16 protein-coding genes are annotated in these 16017 nt (G+C 68.6%); 11 read left to right on the plus strand and 5 right to left on the minus strand.

Annotated features, from left to right (window positions below; all coding sequences use genetic code 11):
* Window positions 1–15: 15 nt before the first annotated feature.
* The 3 genes from C8K36_RS00105 (at window position 16) to C8K36_RS00115 (ending at window position 4635) form a co-directional block, all read left to right on the plus strand.
* Window positions 16–558, plus strand: coding sequence for a LemA family protein (locus C8K36_RS00105; protein ID WP_258194372.1), 543 nt, complete (start codon window positions 16–18; stop codon window positions 556–558).
* An 85-nt stretch (window positions 559–643) separates the two neighbouring features.
* A complete protein-coding gene (gene pyrE, locus C8K36_RS00110) occupies window positions 644–1177 on the plus strand; it encodes an orotate phosphoribosyltransferase (RefSeq protein WP_107982448.1) in 534 nt (177 codons plus the stop codon).
* Window positions 1178–1296: 119 nt separating this feature from the next.
* Window positions 1297–4635 carry a DUF4132 domain-containing protein gene (locus tag C8K36_RS00115; RefSeq protein WP_107982449.1) on the plus strand — a complete coding sequence of 1113 codons (3339 nt, stop codon included), beginning with the start codon at window positions 1297–1299 and terminating at the stop codon, window positions 4633–4635.
* Between the two features lie 64 nt (window positions 4636–4699).
* Here the strand turns inward: C8K36_RS00115 and C8K36_RS00120 are convergent, their stop codons facing one another.
* Complete coding sequence (locus C8K36_RS00120) at window positions 4700–5209, minus strand: hypothetical protein (RefSeq protein ID WP_107982450.1); 510 nt, start codon at window positions 5207–5209, stop codon at window positions 4700–4702.
* 155 nt (window positions 5210–5364) lie between these two features.
* Between C8K36_RS00120 and galT the strand changes: the two genes are divergently transcribed.
* Both galT and galK read left to right on the plus strand, forming a co-directional pair.
* Window positions 5365–6480, plus strand: coding sequence for a galactose-1-phosphate uridylyltransferase (gene galT / locus C8K36_RS00125; protein WP_181319292.1), 1116 nt, complete (start codon window positions 5365–5367; stop codon window positions 6478–6480).
* Window positions 6477–7652, plus strand: a complete 1176-nt coding sequence (galK, locus tag C8K36_RS00130; RefSeq protein ID WP_107982451.1) for a galactokinase — start codon at window positions 6477–6479, stop codon at window positions 7650–7652. The genes galT and galK overlap by 4 nt, the downstream gene beginning before the upstream one ends.
* A 129-nt stretch (window positions 7653–7781) precedes the next feature.
* Here galK and C8K36_RS00135 read toward each other — a convergent pair whose 3' ends face one another.
* Complete coding sequence (locus tag C8K36_RS00135) at window positions 7782–9032, minus strand: MFS transporter (RefSeq protein WP_107982452.1); 1251 nt, start codon at window positions 9030–9032, stop codon at window positions 7782–7784.
* Window positions 9033–9060: 28 nt separating this feature from the next.
* Complete coding sequence (locus C8K36_RS00140; protein ID WP_107982453.1) at window positions 9061–9507, minus strand: MarR family winged helix-turn-helix transcriptional regulator; 447 nt, start codon at window positions 9505–9507, stop codon at window positions 9061–9063.
* A 218-nt stretch (window positions 9508–9725) separates the two neighbouring features.
* Between C8K36_RS00140 and C8K36_RS00145 the strand changes: the two genes are divergently transcribed.
* Window positions 9726–10463 (plus strand): lysoplasmalogenase family protein, encoded by a 738-nt coding sequence (locus tag C8K36_RS00145; RefSeq protein ID WP_107982454.1) that lies wholly within the window; start codon window positions 9726–9728, stop codon window positions 10461–10463.
* On the opposite strand, the gene C8K36_RS00150 is transcribed toward C8K36_RS00145, so the two are convergent.
* Together C8K36_RS00150 and C8K36_RS00155 are read right to left on the minus strand one after the other, a co-directional pair.
* Entirely contained in the window at window positions 10460–10906 is a 447-nt protein-coding gene (locus C8K36_RS00150) for a hypothetical protein (RefSeq protein WP_107982455.1), read from the minus strand. The two genes, C8K36_RS00145 and C8K36_RS00150, sit on opposite strands and share 4 nt — an antisense overlap.
* A 26-nt stretch (window positions 10907–10932) precedes the next feature.
* Window positions 10933–11562, minus strand: a complete 630-nt coding sequence (locus C8K36_RS00155) for a TetR/AcrR family transcriptional regulator (protein WP_107983654.1) — start codon at window positions 11560–11562, stop codon at window positions 10933–10935.
* Window positions 11563–11720: 158 nt separating this feature from the next.
* On the opposite strand from C8K36_RS00155, the gene C8K36_RS00160 reads away from it, so the two are divergent.
* From C8K36_RS00160 to C8K36_RS00180, 5 genes are all read left to right on the plus strand, one after another.
* Complete coding sequence (locus C8K36_RS00160) at window positions 11721–12653, plus strand: metal-dependent hydrolase (RefSeq protein WP_107982456.1); 933 nt, start codon at window positions 11721–11723, stop codon at window positions 12651–12653.
* The gene (locus C8K36_RS00165; RefSeq protein WP_107982457.1) at window positions 12653–13807 is read left to right on the plus strand and encodes a hypothetical protein; all 1155 of its coding nucleotides are present in this window, start codon (window positions 12653–12655) and stop codon (window positions 13805–13807) included. Before C8K36_RS00160 ends, C8K36_RS00165 begins: the two co-directional genes overlap by 1 nt.
* A gap of 39 nt (window positions 13808–13846) precedes the next feature.
* Complete coding sequence (locus tag C8K36_RS00170; RefSeq protein ID WP_107982458.1) at window positions 13847–14638, plus strand: SDR family oxidoreductase; 792 nt, start codon at window positions 13847–13849, stop codon at window positions 14636–14638.
* Between the two features lie 71 nt (window positions 14639–14709).
* Entirely contained in the window at window positions 14710–15318 is a 609-nt protein-coding gene (locus C8K36_RS00175; RefSeq protein WP_258194378.1) for a DUF6636 domain-containing protein, read from the plus strand.
* 17 nt (window positions 15319–15335) lie between these two features.
* Entirely contained in the window at window positions 15336–16016 is a 681-nt protein-coding gene (locus tag C8K36_RS00180; protein WP_107982459.1) for a TrmH family RNA methyltransferase, read from the plus strand.
* The last annotated feature ends 1 nt before the right edge of the window (window position 16017 follow it).

The raw sequence follows: 16017 nt of genomic DNA on the forward strand, positions 1-16017 counted from the left end.
GTTCTTGTTGTTGCTGTGACTCTTGTGGTGTGGGTTTCGTCGGTATACCGGCAACTGCGCCGAGCCGAGTCGAACCTGCGGACGGCGCTGTCGTTGATCCACGTGGAACAGGACCGGCGATACGAGTACGTGCCCGGTCTCGTTCTCGCGGTCGCGTCCACCGTGGGGCGTGAACTGGTGAGCACTGTGACCGGGGCGCGGTCCCTGGCAATGCGAGTGCGTGCGGAAAACCTCGACCTCAGGCGGCAGGCCGGAGCGGAGAATGCACTGTCCGCCGCGCTCGCGTCGCTCGTCGGAACCGCGCGCAGCTATCCCGCCCTGCGCCGCGACTACGCGTTCGTCCGGCCCGCGCACGAGATCGATCAGACCGAGGCCCGCCTCGCGGGAGCCGTCACCGTCTACAACGATCTGGCCCGCAAGCAGAACGACTCGCTCCGCACGTTCCCCACCTCGCTGCTCGCACGGCCCGCCGGAGTCGGCGCGGCGCCGCTGTTCGAAGCGACGATTCTCGAGATGCCGGTGAGCGAGGGCAGCGACGACGCCGAGCAGGCCGCCTGAGGGTCGCCAACGCTGTGACCTGGCCGCCTCGCTAGGCTCGACGGGACGAAAAGTCACTGACTTCGAACGATGATGGGAGCGGCCGATGACGGATCGCGACGAGCTCGCCACGCTGGTGCGCGAGCTGGCGGTGGTGCACGGAAAGGTGACCTTGTCCTCCGGCAAGGAAGCCGACTACTACGTGGACCTGCGCCGCGCGACCCTGCATCACCGGGCCGGGCCGCTGATCGGCAAGCTGCTGCGCGAACTGGTCGCGGACTGGGACTTCGTGTCCGTCGGCGGTCTCACGATGGGCGCCGACCCGGTCGCCATGGCCGTCATGCACGCCGAAGGACGTCCGATCGACGCGTTCGTCGTCCGCAAGGCTGCCAAGGCGCACGGCATGCAGCGCCAGATCGAGGGCCCCGACGTGGTCGGCAAGCGCGTCCTCGTCGTCGAGGACACCACCACCACCGGCAACTCGCCGCTCACTGCCGTCAAGGCACTGCGTGACGCCGGTGCCATCGTCGTCGGTGTCGCCACCGTCGTCGACCGCGCCACGGGCGCCGACGCCGTCATCGCCGAAGAAGGACTCGAGTACCGCTCGCTCCTGGGCCTCGGCGATCTGGGTCTGAGCTAGGCCAGATCCTCCCGGTGAAGGGACCTTTCGTGCGCTGCCGGCGCCTGAAGGGTCCCTTCGACCGTTCCGGGGTGACGATCTAGCGGGTCGGAATTGCCCCGGTCGCCTAGTCTCGGCGAATGGATGCGAGGACAGCAGTCTGGGAGGTTCCGGCGTCGTGGTGGCGTCGAGCCGAGGCTTTCCGGGGCCGCAGCCCCCGCCGTAAGGTCTCGCCCGCGGCGGGTGCGTCGGACGCCGTCGACCGTCTGCTCGAGCGGACCGCAGCCGACTTCGATGCGGTGCTCCACCACGACTCCACCCCGTCGGCGCTGGCGGACGCGGCGGCCCGCTACATCGAGTCCGGGCGGTCGGGGGACGGGTCCGTCACGGCGCTGGGTGCGGCGGCCGTCTGGGCTGTCGTCACCTCGTACTCGGACGCCCGGTTGTACGGCGCGCTCCTCGACGATCTCGTGGCCCGCCACGGCGTAAGGATCGCCGCCGAGGCCGCGGTACTGCAGGCGGGCTTGGTGATTCGCCATCACGGGATGGATCGACGTGGTCCCCTCCGCTCATTGGGCATTCGATCGGGGGCGGATCTCGGCAACTTCTGGGTCGTCGAACCGCACAGTCGATTGCGGTCGCTGATCGCCGCGCTCGACGACGCCGAGTACGAGGCACTCGGCGATGCCCTCGGCCGACACCGTGGCGGCGTGCTGTCGCGAAAGATCCTCTCGTCGTTCCTACTTCCGACGCAGCAGCAGTGGTTGGACGAGGATCTCGCCACCACGGCGGGACTGGGTCGTGATGCCAGCTGGCCCGCGGTCGCGTTGCTGGCCTCGGTCACGACCCTCGCGCAGACGGAGGCGGTGTTCGAGATGGTCGGTTCGCGCGAGCATGCCGTGTGGTCGATCGGACAGCGTATGGGTCTCGTCTGCAGCATGTGTGCCAACATCGGTCCCGGTGCGGAAGCGATTGTCGCGGAGCTGTTCGACGGCAACCTGTCGGCACAGAACAAGAAGCGGTGTGCCGGTATCCTCGCGGAGTTCGGGACGGATGCCGGATTGGAGCTGCTGCTCGATCGCTTGGATCGCAAGTACATTCGACCGGCGGTGCTCGGCGCGATGACGCAGGACCCTTCGCGAGTGATCGAACCCCTGGCCAGTCGCGCGGCGTCGGACCCTGCGGTGGAGGATCTGCTGCGCGCTCACCTGCGCGCTCACCCGGATCTCGCCGATCGTGTGCCGACGGGCGGCCCCGGTGGAGCCGTCGTCGCAATCGCCGCTGTCGGGGCCGAGCCCGATCGACGGCCCGATGTGCCGGGCGACCTGGTGCCGCCTGTGCTCGCCGACCCGCCGTGGAACCATCGCACCCGACGTCGTGCGCGAACGGTGCTGCCCGTCGAGCCCCTGACGCGGCCGGCGGTGACGGTGTGGGAGGACGGCGAACGGTTGGAGTGGCTGCAGTCCGGAGCGAACCGTGCGCCATGGCTGGGTGGCCGGACGTGGGACGAGATCGTTGCGGAGATCGCGGCAGGAAGTCCGTGGTGGCGGCTGGCGTCGCTCGCGTATGCGCCGGAAGCCCTGGTGCGACCGCTCATTCGGGATCTTGACCCGCCCAACCGCATCGGCTACGACAAGCAGAACCTACGTAGGATTCTCACGCGGTTCGATACGGACGCGGTCGACTTCGTGGTGCGAATCGTTGCGGCCCGACCGGCGCAGAACGCCGATGTGCTGATGCCGGTCGACGGCAGCGCGGTCGTTGCGGACATGCTGCGGTGGCGGGAATCGAAGTCGCTCAGGACGGTCGCGCAGCAGTGGTTTGACCGTCACATCGACACCGCCGCCGTTGATGTCGTCGCCGTCGCGGTCGGACCGCTGGGCGCCGAGCGGTCCCGGGCGGAAAGAACCCTGCGGGAACTCGACCGGCGAGGTCACCGCGAGACACTGCTGCGGGCGGCACAGGACTGCGACGATCGCGCCGTCGACGTCGTCACCGAGATTCTCGACGCAGATCCGCTTTCGGAGTTGCCGAATCGCATTCCTGCACTGCCCGAGTGGGTGGACCCGAGGTTGCTGCCACCGGTCACACTCGCCGAAGACGGCCGGGCACTGCCCGAGCAGGCCGTGCGCAACATCTGCACGATGCTCGCGTTGTCGCGTCCGGACGATGTCTATGCCGGTGTCGAGATCGTCCGGCACGTCGTCGACGCGGAGTCGTTGGCGGAGCTGGCGTGGGGGCTGTTCGAACGGTGGGCTGACGTCGGGTTCCCGAACCCGCAGGGTTGGGTGCTCGACGCGCTGGGGACGGTGGGCAACGACGAGACTGCCCGCCGCCTCGCGCCACTGCTGCTGACGTGGCCGCTGGAATCCGCCCACCGCAGGGCAGCTGCGGGCCTGGAGGCGTTGGCCGGCATCGGCACCGACGCGGCACTGGGGCGGTTGTGGAGCATCTCGCAGGGCCTGCGATTCCCTGCGCTGCGGAAGAAGGCGGACGCTCACATCCGGCAGGTGGCCGATGAGTTGGGGTTGTCCCCGGTCGAGCTCGCAGATCGGCTCATCCCCGATCTCGGTCTGGGGGCTGACGGAACCACAGTGTTCGACTACGGTGCGCGCTCTTTCGTGGTGTCGGTCGACGAACGCCTGCGTCCGGCGATTGCCGACGCCGACGGACGGAGCCTGCCCCGCCTGCCTCGCCCGAAGGCCGACGACGCAGACGGAGCGGCAGACGAATACAAGCGCTACAACGTCCTACGCAAGGAGCTCGCCGGGCTGGCGGACGAGTTGATCGCGCGCTTCGAGAAGGCGATGTTGTCGCAGCGCCGGTGGACGATGGGGAACCTTCGCCGCTATCTTCTCGGTCACCCGCTCGCGTGGCAACTGTGCAGCAGGCTGGTGTGGGCAGCCGAGCCTGTGGGTTCCGGTGCGGCCACGCTGCTGCGCTTCTCGCTGTTTCGGACGTCGATCGGGGTGGACGGCGTCGATATCGTGGTCGACGCCGACGCCGTCGTGACCATCCCGCATCCGGCTCAGATGGGGGAGTCGGTCGACACGTGGTCACGAGTGTTCGAGGAGTTCGGCATCGCGCAACCGTTCGAGCAGCTTCACCGCGGCGTGTTCACCGGGGATGTCACTGCCGCGCTTCGCGGGATGGAGGGCACCAAGACGTCCACCCGCGAACTCCTGTCGTTGAAGGCTCGCGGGTGGGAACGAGAACAGCCGCAGGAGCGGGGTGCACAGATCGCTCTCGAGAAGCAGCTCGACGAGCATCACGCGGCGGTCCTCATGGTGTTCCCCGGTTTCAACGTCGCGAATCCCCTGGAATGGGCCGAACAGAAGATCGTCCACGCCTTCGTCTCGGGCCTCGAGGAGGACGCGGCGCTCGATCCGATCGTCGCGTCGGAACTGCTTCGAGACGTGTCCACGATCGACACCCACCCGATCGTCGGTAGCGAACCGGATCTGGTGGGCGAGCCCTAGCGGCCGAAGGGGCCGTTCGCTCGCTCGCAGCGCACGAACGGCCCCTTTCAGCTGTTCGCTCGTATCAGGGGACGAGGAAGAAGGCTTCGATCCGTCCGTAGCCGGCCTGCGGGCGGATCTCGCCGAACCACGGGCCGAGCGGAGTCACCTGCATGACCACCGCGGCGAGGCCGGAACCGGGATTGATCTCGGTCCGGACCGTCTGGCCCGGGACCGCGAGAATCTCGATCTCCTTGACCTGTCCGGTCAGTACTCCGAAGTTCCATCCGACGGTGACCTTCATTCGGCAGACAGGGTTCTGTGCCCAGCCCGGGCCGACGCCGTTCAGGAAGCGCGGCGTGAACGCGATGGTCGCGAGGCCCGGCCGCGCCGGATCGGTCTCGACGACGGTGTCGACGAGGCCGTTGCAGAAGTCGTTCTGTCCGAGCACCGGCAGAGTGGGCCCGTTGAACGTCGTGTGGACGAGCGGAGCGGGCGCCGGTGCGGCACTTGCCGTGGTGACGACGCCGGTGATCGTGGCGGTCGCGATGGCCGCGGCGCCGAATGCGCGCACGGCAAAGCTACGTAGCTTCATGTGAATCCCCCGTTGTATCGATGTGTTTCGTTCCCCCGGCCGTCCGCGACTCCCCGTCACGGCCAAACAGCCTCGAGCATGCTCACACAGAACCCGTTATGACACCAAACCGGGTGGTGGCCGACGGAATCGGGGTTGTCGCATATCGTGTTCCGATGCCGATCCGGAAGACGCGGACGCACCTGTCCGACGGGCGCGACCTGCTCTACTTCGACGACACCGAACCGTACGTCGGGGGCGCCGCGACGCGGGAACTGCACGACAGGCGCGATCTCGCGCCGGTCGTGGCGGCGTCGACCATGCGGTACGACGTCCTGACGGGGGAGTGGGTGACCCTCGCGGCGCATCGGATGAACCGCACTTTCCTGCCGGCGACCGACGAGTGCCCGCTGTGCCCGACGCGGCCCGGACATCCGGCGACGGAGATTCCGGCCGACGACTACGACGTCGCGGTGTTCGAGAATCGTTTCCCTTCGCTGGGGTCGGCCGCCGCGGATGTTCCGGAACTCGTTGACGACGAATCCCTTTGGCCGCAGCGTGCCGCCGACGGCCGGTGCGAGGTGGTGTGCTTCACCAGCGATCACGATCGCAGTTTCGCGCAGCTGTCGGTTGCCCGGGTGCGCACCGTTCTGGAGGCGCTGCGCGACCGGACCCGGGAGTTGTCGGCGCTGCCGTCCGTCGCGCAGGTGTACTGCTTCGAGAACCGCGGCGAGGAGATCGGCGTGACGCTGACGCACCCGCACGGTCAGATCTACGCCTATCCGACGCTGCCGCCCCACACCACCGCGCTGCTCCGTCAGGCCGAGAGCCACCGAAAGCGCACCGGGCGTTCGCTTCTGCGCGACGTCCTCGACGCCGAGCGTCGTGTCGGCACCCGGGTGGTGGTCGAGGGCGCGCACTGGACGGCGTACGTCCCGGCGGCGGCGCGTTGGCCCGTCGAACTGCAGGTGGCGCCGCACCGCGACGTCGCCGATCTCACCGAACTGAACGACGCCGAACTCGACGAGTTGTCGCACCTGTACCTGGATTTGCTGGGCCGACTCGATCGTTTCTTCGACGGCGTCGAGAAGTTGCCGTACATCGCCGGCTGGCACCAGGCCCCGGTCGGTGCCGGGCGAGACCTGGGACGGCTGTACCTGCACGTGTTCTCGCTGATGCGCTCGCCGCACCGGATGAAGTTCCTCGCCGGATCCGAGTCCGGAATGGGCGCCTGGATCAGCGACACCACACCCGAGGCGATCGCCGCGCGGTTCCGGGAGGTGGCGCCGTGACAGTCTGGTTCGATGCTCTCTCCGACGCCGAACTCGCGGCCGCGGCCGCGAATTCGTTCCGCCGCGAGTTCGACACCGAGCTGGGCGGGGTGTGGGCGGCGCCCGGGCGCGTCAACCTGATCGGCGAACATGTCGACTACGCGGACGGTCTGTGCCTGCCGATCGCGTTGCCGCACAGCACCGCCGTCGCGGTGTCGCCCCGCACGGATGGACTGATCCGATTGCGGTCCACCGACGGCGACCCCTGGGACGGCCGTCTCGACGACGTCGGGCCCGGACGTCCGGCCGGGTGGGCCGCGTATCCGGCCGGGGTGATCTGGGCGCTGCGTGAGAAGGGTCTGATCGCAGACGATTTCGGGGGAGTCGACGCCGCGTTCGTGTCCACGGTCCCGATCGGTGCCGGGCTCTCGAGTTCCGCAGCGCTCGAGTGCTCGCTGGCGCTGGCGCTCGCACCCGACGCCGATCGGACAGAGTTGGCGGCGGCCTGCGTGCGGGCGGAGAACGACGTCGCGCTGGCTCCCACCGGCGGCATGGACCAGGCGGCGTCCCTGCGATCGTCGGAAGGTGATGCGCTGCTGCTGGATTCGGAATCCACGGCGGTGTCCCACGTGCCGTTCGCCCCGGAAGGGCTGTCGCTGCTGGTCATCGACACCCGAGCGCCGCACCGGTTGGTGGACGGCCGGTACGCGAAGCGCCGGGCGGCGGTGGAGCGGGCGGCCAGACAACTCGGCGTCGGCTCGCTGCGGCAACTCGCCGACCGTGGACGCGACGGGACGGACGCCGTCCGGTCACTGAAGGACGACGTCCTGCGCCGTCGGGCATGGCACGTGATCAGCGAGATCGCGCGCGTCCGGCTTGCCGTGCGGGCGTTGGAGTCCGACGACTTCGCCGAGTTCGGTCGGCTGCTGTACGCGTCGCACATGTCGCTCGCACGCGACTTCGAGGTGTCGTGCCCGGAACTCGACAACGCCGTCGAATCCGCGATGATCGCCGGCGCACTGGGAGCCCGCATGACAGGCGGGGGCTTCGGCGGATCCGCGATCGCCCTGTTGCCCGACGGCGGGGTCGATGACGCGATCGCCGCCGTCCGAGGCAGGGCTGTGGAACGGGGGCTGCCCGAACCCGCATTCGCGACCGTCTCCGCGTCCGCCCCTGCCCGTCGCCTCGCCTGACATTCCCCCTTCCCCTCGCGTTTTGCGCACTTATCGCGACTTTGGACGCCCCAAAAGCGCGATAAGTGCGCGAAACGCGGGGAAGGGCGGGGAAGGGCGGGGAAGGCGGGGAGGCGGAAGCGCGGAGCGTCAGTCCGCGTCGCCGACGGTGACGGCGGTGGCCTCCTCGAGGCTGTGCGGCTCCGGATCGTGATCGTCGACGTGCGCCAACACCTTTCGTCCGGTGGACAGGACGAGGATCGCGAGGACGGTCAGCGCGGCGCCCAGCCAGAACGGGGCGTGCACGTTGTGCTCACCGAGCTTGCCGGCGACGTACGGGGCGGCGGCGCCGCCGACGAACCGCACGAAGCTGTAGGCGGCCGATGCCGTCGAACGCTCGACCGGCGCCGAGATCATGACGGTCTCGGTGATGAGGGTGTTGTTGACGCCCAGGAAGAGTCCGGCGAGAACGACGCACACGACGAGTGCCGGCTTGGAGTCGGTGAACAGGCCCATTGCGGCGAGGTCGAGCGCGAACAGGGTGAGCGAGGCCATCATCATCGGCAGCGTCCCGAAGCGTCGCTGCAGACGCGGGGCGAGAAACACCGACGCGATCGCCAGCATGACGCCCCAGCCGAAGAAGATGAAGCCGATCGAGTACGCGCCCATGTCGAGCGGGAACGGGGTGTACGCGAGCAGCGTGAAGAAACCGTAGTTGTAGAGCAGCGCGGTGATCGCGACCGTCAACAGACCGCGGTGGCGCAGGGCCAGAAACGGTGCGGCGAGCGACGTGCGGTGCGTCGGCTTGGGCGCCTTCGGCAGCATCACCATGATGAGGATGAAGGCGATGGCCATGAGCGTCGCGACGCCGAAGAACGGTGCGCGCCAACTGATGCTGCCGAGGACACCGCCGGCAAGCGGTCCGATTGCGATGCCGATGCCGAGTGCGGCCTCGTAGAGGATGATCGCCTGCGCGACACCGCCGCTCGCGGCACCCACGATCGCGGCGAGCGCGGTCGCGATGAACAGGGCGTTGCCCAGGCCCCACCCGGCGCGGAAGCCGACGATCTGATTGATGGTGTCCGACGTGCCGGCCGCGGCCGCGAACACCACGATGATCGCCAGGCCCCACAGCAGCGTCTTCTTCGCGCCGATGCGGCTCGAGATCATGCCGGTGAACAGCATGGCGACGCCCGTGACCAGCATGTAGCTGGTGAACAGCAGCGACACCTGTGAGGGTGTGGCGTCGAGTTGCTCGGCGATCGGCTTGAGGATCGGGTCGACCAGTCCGATACCCATGAACGCGATCACGCTGGCGAAGGCAACGGCCCAGACCGCTCTCGGTTGTTGCAGGATGCTCGGCTTGGCGGCGCTCGCGGCCGGTGCGGTCGTGGTGCTCACGTATCCCTCCTCGGTGATGTCGTGATGCTCAGTTGTCTGCGGCGGCGGTCCGGATGATCGCCCGGAGTTCTCCCAGCCCGTCCGAGATCCGGGCGAGTTGCTCGGGCTCGAGATGCGTGAAGTGCGGCGTCAGCGCGTCGGCGACCTCGCGGCGGGCCTCTCCGAGCCAGCGACGACCGTCGTCGGTGATGCCGACGAGGACGGCCCGGCAGTCGTCGGGGTCCGTCTCGCGCGACACCAGCCCCTCTTCTCCGAGTCGCTTGAGCAGCGCTGTGGCGGACGGCTGGGAGCAGCGGTCGAGTCGCGCGAACGCGCTGATCCGCAGCGGGCCCTGCTCCTCGAGCAGCGACAGCGCGCGCATCCACGGCCGGGGTCGGTCGTCGGTGGAGAGCGCCGACGCGAGTCGGGTGAACCGGTGGGCGTTGCTCACCAGTTCGACGAGCAGGTCTCGGAACTGCGGATCATTCGAACTCACGGAAACTAATAATTACATAAGCTAACTATCTATGTAAACCCCGCGCTTTGCGCACTTGTCGCGACGGGGCGGTCGGTCGGGGCCGCGACAAGTGCGCAAAACGCGGGTTCCGGCACCCGGAAAGCGCGCCAAGTGCGCAAAACGCGGGGGAGGGGAGGGCGGCAGCGGTACGGTCGTGCCGAATCGGACACGAGGCAAGAGGGCACGAGGGAGTGGGCATGGCGTTCGCGAGCGGCAAGAAGTGGGGACTCGAGCACGTGGTGTTCGCCGGTGCGACGGCGGCGACGATCTACGGCGCGGTGACCGGGAGTGAACGCGTCCAGCAGGTGGCCAAGCCGCTCATCGCCCCGGCGCTCGCGACCCGCGTGCTGCGACGCCGCGACGACCTCGACACCGCCGATGCCGCGCTGCTGGTGGCGGGACTGGCGGCCGCGACGGTGGGCGACGTGTTCATGATCGAGCCCGACGTCGATGCCCGACTGCGCCGCGGGGCCACGTCGTTCGGCGTGATGCAGTCGGTGTACTCGTCGCTGCTCGTCCGTCGCGGTGCACGCCCGACACGCGCCGCCGCGCTGCCACGCCTCGGCGCATGGGCGGGCGCGTCGGGTCTGCTGCATGCCAAGGCGCCGACGGTCGCGAAGACCCTGACCGGCTACGGCGCACTGCTCGGTACCACCGCGACCCTCGCTGCCGATCCGGCGCTCGCGCCCGGTGCCTCCGATGTTGCGGGACTGCCGATGCCGAACCGTCGCGACCGCCGTAGCTGGCTGGGGCTGGGCGGGCTGTTGTTCACCGGCTCGGACGGAACCATCGTGGTGCGCAAGCTCTTCCTTCGCGGCGAGAAGTCGCGGGCGGTGGCCGAGGGTGCGATTCTCGCGTCGTATGCGGCGGCCCAACTGCTCCTGGTGGAGGGGATGATCGAGCTCGGTCGGCACGCGAAGGCGCGAATCGGCTAGGGGTAGATCATGATCCGGTCGCGGTTGCTCGGGTCGACGCGGATCGAGATCGTCTCACCCGGGACGAATCGTTCCCGGTTCTCCCGCGCCACCTCGTAGACGACGGTGCCGGTGTACGACTCGGATCCCGGCACGGTCAGCGCCAAGTCGAGTTCGGTGACCAGGCCGTTGTCGACCGTCCGGCGCAGTGGTTGCGCATGCCGGATCTTCGCCCACCCTTCGATCCCGTGCCTGGCGAGCTTGCGCTCGGATCGGGTGGGGCGGTCGGCCCACATCATCCCCAGCCCGAGCGCGGATCCGTACGCCGCGAGCAGTCCCCCGATCTGATAGGGGATGGTGCCCTCCGGGGTGTGCTCGATCAGCCATCCCAGCCAGATCGACAGGACGATCAGGTAGCTGACGGTGATGAAGCAGACGGTGCGGACGATGCGTGGGTGATTCATGGCCTCTTCTCGTGACGCCACCCAGCCTAGTCGTCCGATCCCGACCCGGCAGGGGGTCCGGCGGGCTGCGCAGAGATCGCTGGTGCGAGCCAACGCCGCAGGTAGAGGCGCAATTCGTCGTCGGAGCGCTGCGGGTCGCCGGGGGAGATGAAGAACGACTGCATCGTCCGCAGCAGGTGCTCGACGAGATCGCTCAGCGCCGCGTCGTCGTAGCCGTGCCGCTCCCAGTCGACGTCGAAGCGTCTGATCATGGTGAGCCCGAATGCCCGCGACTCCTCGGACGTGATTCCGTCGGTGTGCGAGGGCGTGCCTGCGAACATGATGCCCAGGTGCGGGGTGCGGCGGACATCGTCGAGCGTGTAGACGACGCCCTCGACCAGTGCGTCCGCCGGATCCTCCAGGCCCTGCACATGCTGGGTCAGGCGGTCGAGGAATGCGCCGACCGATGCGATCGCGGACGCCCGCATGAGGGCCTCGGAGCTGGGGAAGTAGCGGTACACCGTCTGGCGGATCACTCCCAGCGACTCGGCGACGTCCGCGATGCTGACCGCCGATCCGGTGCGAGAGATCGTCTCGACCGCCGCGGCGACGATGCGCCGCGCGGCCTCGTCGTCGTCGGCCGGCGGCTTGCCGCCCCATCCGCGTCTGCGTGCCACGGGCGGACGGTACCAGCAGCGCACGGCTTTCCGTGCAGGTGGCGGCGATTTCGTCGAAAGCAATCATACAACCGTGGCTCCGATCGTATGATTGCCGCGATCGTGGCCCCGGCCTGCGCGGACGGAGCCCCGCACCGACGACGAACGAGGTAGGGCGCATGACGGATCTCAAACCCCGGAAGATGGATTTCGGGTTCGACGACGGGGACGTGCCGTTCCTGTGGAACCCCGACAACCCGGCCTGGTCGAGCATGTCGAACGCGGTGTCGTTCCTGGCCATCGGCTTCGAGAAGATGATCGTGAAGCTGATCCTGCAGGCCAAGCCGCTCATCACCGACCCCGAGGTCGCGGAGGAGGCCGTCGCGTTCATGCGACAGGAGGGCCACCACTCGACCGCCCACCGCCAGCACGTGAACGCGCTCGTCCGGCGGTACCCCGGCCTGCAGAACACGCTCGACGCGGTGATCGGCGAGTTCGACCTGCTCACCGAGCGCACCTCGATCGACTATCGGCTCGCGTACACCGCCGACCTCGAGGCAACCTTCACCCCGGTGTTCAAGCTGATGCTCGACAACGAGGCGACGCTGTTCGCGCCCGGCGACGACCGGGTCGCCTCCCTGTTCCTCTGGCATTTCGTCGAGGAGGTCGAGCACCGCAGTTCCGCGCTGATCATCTACAACTCCCTCGTCGGCAACGAGCTGTACCGGATGCGGATGGCGCCGTCGATCTTCGCGCACGTGATGAAGTCGATCCGGATCGCGTGCGCCGGCTTCAACCAACACGTTCCGCTGTCCGAGCGGAAGGTCGACTCGATGTCGATGTTCGCCCGGCACCGCGTCAAGCAGCGGGTGCTCACCACGTTCGCGCCCTACCTGACGAAGGGCCCGATGCCGCGCGCGTTCGACGGACTGGCGCTCGGTGAGCAGCTCGTCGCTCTGCGCGGCGCCGTTCGCAGCCAGCTGCCCGGCCACGACCCGACACACGAGAACCTGCCGGTGCTCGCCGGTGAGTGGTTCGGCCGGTACGACGACGGATACGACTGCACGCGTTGGTACTCCGCGGAGTCGGTGTCGTCGAAGGCGGTGAACTGATGTCGGATCTGTGTACACCCACGTTCGAGGATCTGGCCACTCGGCTCGGCTTCTCGTGTGACGAGGCCGGGGGACTGGTCGAGTTCCGCAACCCCGGGGCGCTGGAGAACTGGACGCTGCCGGTCCTCGAGTGGACGATCGTTCTCGGCGCGGTGCTGGCGCTCGTGTACGCGATCCTGCGGCTGCGCCGGCACGGTGACCCGACCAACCTGGTGCTGTGGTTCGGTGCCACCGCGTTCCTGTTCGTGATCGAGCCGCCGATCTACTTCCCGGCCACGTTCGGCACCGAGGACTACCTGGGAACGATGTTCGCGCACAACGTGTTCACCGTGGACTTCCTGTGGGGCAGGCTGCCGCTGTACATCGTCGCGATCTATCCGCTCATGGCGACACTGGCATTCGAGATCGTCCGGATGCTCGGGGTGTTCCGCCGCTACGGGGTGTTCCTCGGCGCGGTGTGCGTCGGCTTCGTGCACCACGCGTTCTACGAGATGTTCGATCAGCTCGGGCCGCAGCTGCGGTGGTGGGAGTGGACGCTCGACAACAAGGTCAACCTGCCCTTCTTCGATTCGGTGCCGCTGCCGAGCGTCGTGGTGTTCGCGGCCCTGTGGCCGATGTCGCTGGCCCTGTGCGTGCAGTTCTTCGTCGGACGTCACGTCGACGAGGGCCGGCACTTCTCGGGGCTCGGGTTGGTGTGGCGCACGATCGTGATCGGTCTGACGGCGTCGGTCGGCGTGTTCGTCCTGCCGCTCCCGGCCACGGTCTTCGGCATGGGCAGCGACACGGTCCGCGGTGTCCTCTACGCCGCGGAACTCGTTGCCGTCACGGTCGTCGCGATCCCGCTCCTCTACAAGCAGTGGTCGCGGCTGCGCGCGGGAACGTCCGACACCCCGGCCTACTCCAACGACTTCGTCCGGATCTACGCCATCGTGTACATCGCGGTGTTGGGTGTGCTGTGGCTGAGCGCGTTGCCGGACTTCTTCGGGGCCGTCGACGGCGTCACCACCAACGGCGATCCGATCGGCAACCTCTGGTACACCGTCGCGTGCTTCGCGATCGCGATCGTGTGTGTGGCCGCAACGTTCACCGTGCCGCGCCCGACCGAGAACCGGGGCGCGGTGCCCGGGGAACGTCCGGTGACCAACTCGGCGTGACCGCCCCCGATTTCGTCCCGCAACACCTAGCCTGACGGCATGGCACCGACATCTCGACCCACCGTGTTCATCACCGGCGCAGCGGCGGGGATCGGACGCGCGACCGCCCTGCAGTTCGCGCGCCGCGGGTATGTGGTGGGGGCATACGACATCGAGGAAGAGGGGCTCGGCTCCCTGCGCGAGGAGATCCTCGCGCAGGGTGGCCGGGCCCGCACCGGCATCCTGGACGTTACGGACACCGACGAGTGGAGCGTCAGGCTGGCCGAGTTCGCCTCGGGGGGCAGCCGTCTCGACGTCCTGGTCAACAACGCCGGTGTCCTGTCGTCGGGCCACTTCGAGGACATTCCCCTGGAGGCGCACCGCCGGATGGTCGACATCAACGTCCTGGGCACCATCAACGGCCTGCACGCGGCGTTCCCGTATCTGAAGGAGACGCCCGGCGCCCACGTGGTGAACCTGGCGTCGGCGTCGGCGATCTACGGGCAGCCCGAACTGGCGACGTACAGCGCGACCAAGTTCGCGGTGCGTGGGCTCACCGAGGCGCTGGAACTCGAATGGCGCGGCCACGACATCCGCGTGCTCGACGTGTGGCCGCTGTTCGTGCGAACCGGGATGATCCGCGGAATGTCCATCGGCAGTACTCGTTCGCTCGGGGTGCGGCTCACCGCGGAGGACGTCGCGGAGGCGATCGTCGACGCCACGCAGTCCCGGCGACGGTTCCCCAAGGTGCACTACCCGGTCGGCGTCCAGGCGCGGGTGCTCGCGGCGTCGGCCCGGATGTCGCCCGGGTGGCTGGCGCGGTTGTCGAACAAGGTGCTCAGTCGCGTCTGAATCGAGTGCCGCTGCGGACGACTAGAGTTCGAGGACGACACATCGCGTCGGGAATCGGTCAGGAGTGGGTTGTGCGTCGGGTATCGCTGCCGTGGCTGGGAGTGGGTGCGGCGCTGACTGCCGTGCTCACGCTGACCGCATGCGGAGGTTCGACGGACACACCCGCCGCGGCAGGGTCGACGACCACGACGGTCGCCGCACCGACCACGACGGCCGCGCCGGCACTCACCACGTCGACGGCGCCGACCACCACCACGGCGGCGCCCACGACCACCACCACCGCCGCCTCCACGACGCTCACCGACGTGCAGTTCCAGCGCAACGAGTCGTACTTCTTCTCCTCGCCCGACGGCACGTTCACGTGCGGGATCGTCCGGCTGCCCAATCGCACCGAGGCCGGCTGCGAGGGCGCCACGACGCCCGTGCCGCCGCGCCCCGACGACTGCATGGTCAGCTGGGGCAACGGGATCCGGGTCGAGAACGCCGGCCGCGGTGCCTTCATGTGTTCAGGCGGCCAGGTCTACACGTCCGGCGCGGGAACCGAACCGGTACTCGCGCCCGGCACGCCGCTCGCCAAGCTCGGCTACACCTGCGGGACGACGGCGTCGTCGGTGACGTGTACCAACGACGAGACCGGGCACGGGTTCACCGTCGCCCCCGATTCGAACGAGACGTTTTGAGCACTGACGACCCCAAGATGCACACCCCGGCCGCCGACGACGCCGACGCGGCGGGTCCCACCGAGTGGGGCGAGCACCCGCACGGCGTCGGACCGTGGGCCGACGAGCACGGCACCCCCATTCCCGACGACCCGCGGTACGACCAGCAACTACTCGCCGAGGGCGATCGGCGCAACGTCGTCGACGCGTACCGCTACTGGACGCGGGAGGCGATCGTCGCCGACATCGATTCCCGGCGGCATCCGCTGCACGTGGCGATCGAGAACTTCGCCCACGACTCGAACATCGGAACCGTGGTGCGGACGGCGAACGCGTTCGCGGCGGCCGCGGTCCACATCGTCGGTCGCCGGCGCTGGAATCGTCGCGGCGCCATGGTCACCGACCGCTACCAGCACCTCGTGCACCACGACGGCCTCGACGAGCTGGCGGTGTTCGCGCGGGAGAACGGATTGACGGTCGTCGCCGTCGACAACACGCCCGGATCGGTGCCGCTCGAGACGGTCGAGTTGCCGCGGAACTGTCTGCTGCTGTTCGGGCAGGAGGGGCCGGGTGTCACCGAGAAGGGGCATGCGGTGGCGTCGATGACGGTGTCGATCGCCCAGTTCGGGTCCACCCGCAGCATCAATGCCGGTGTCGCGGCGGGCATCGCGATGCACGCGTGGATCCGTCAGTACGCGGATCTCGAGCGGGCCTGGTAGC

It is taken from the genome of Rhodococcus sp. OK519, from assembly GCF_003051005.1.
Lineage (GTDB): Bacteria > Actinomycetota > Actinomycetes > Mycobacteriales > Mycobacteriaceae > Prescottella.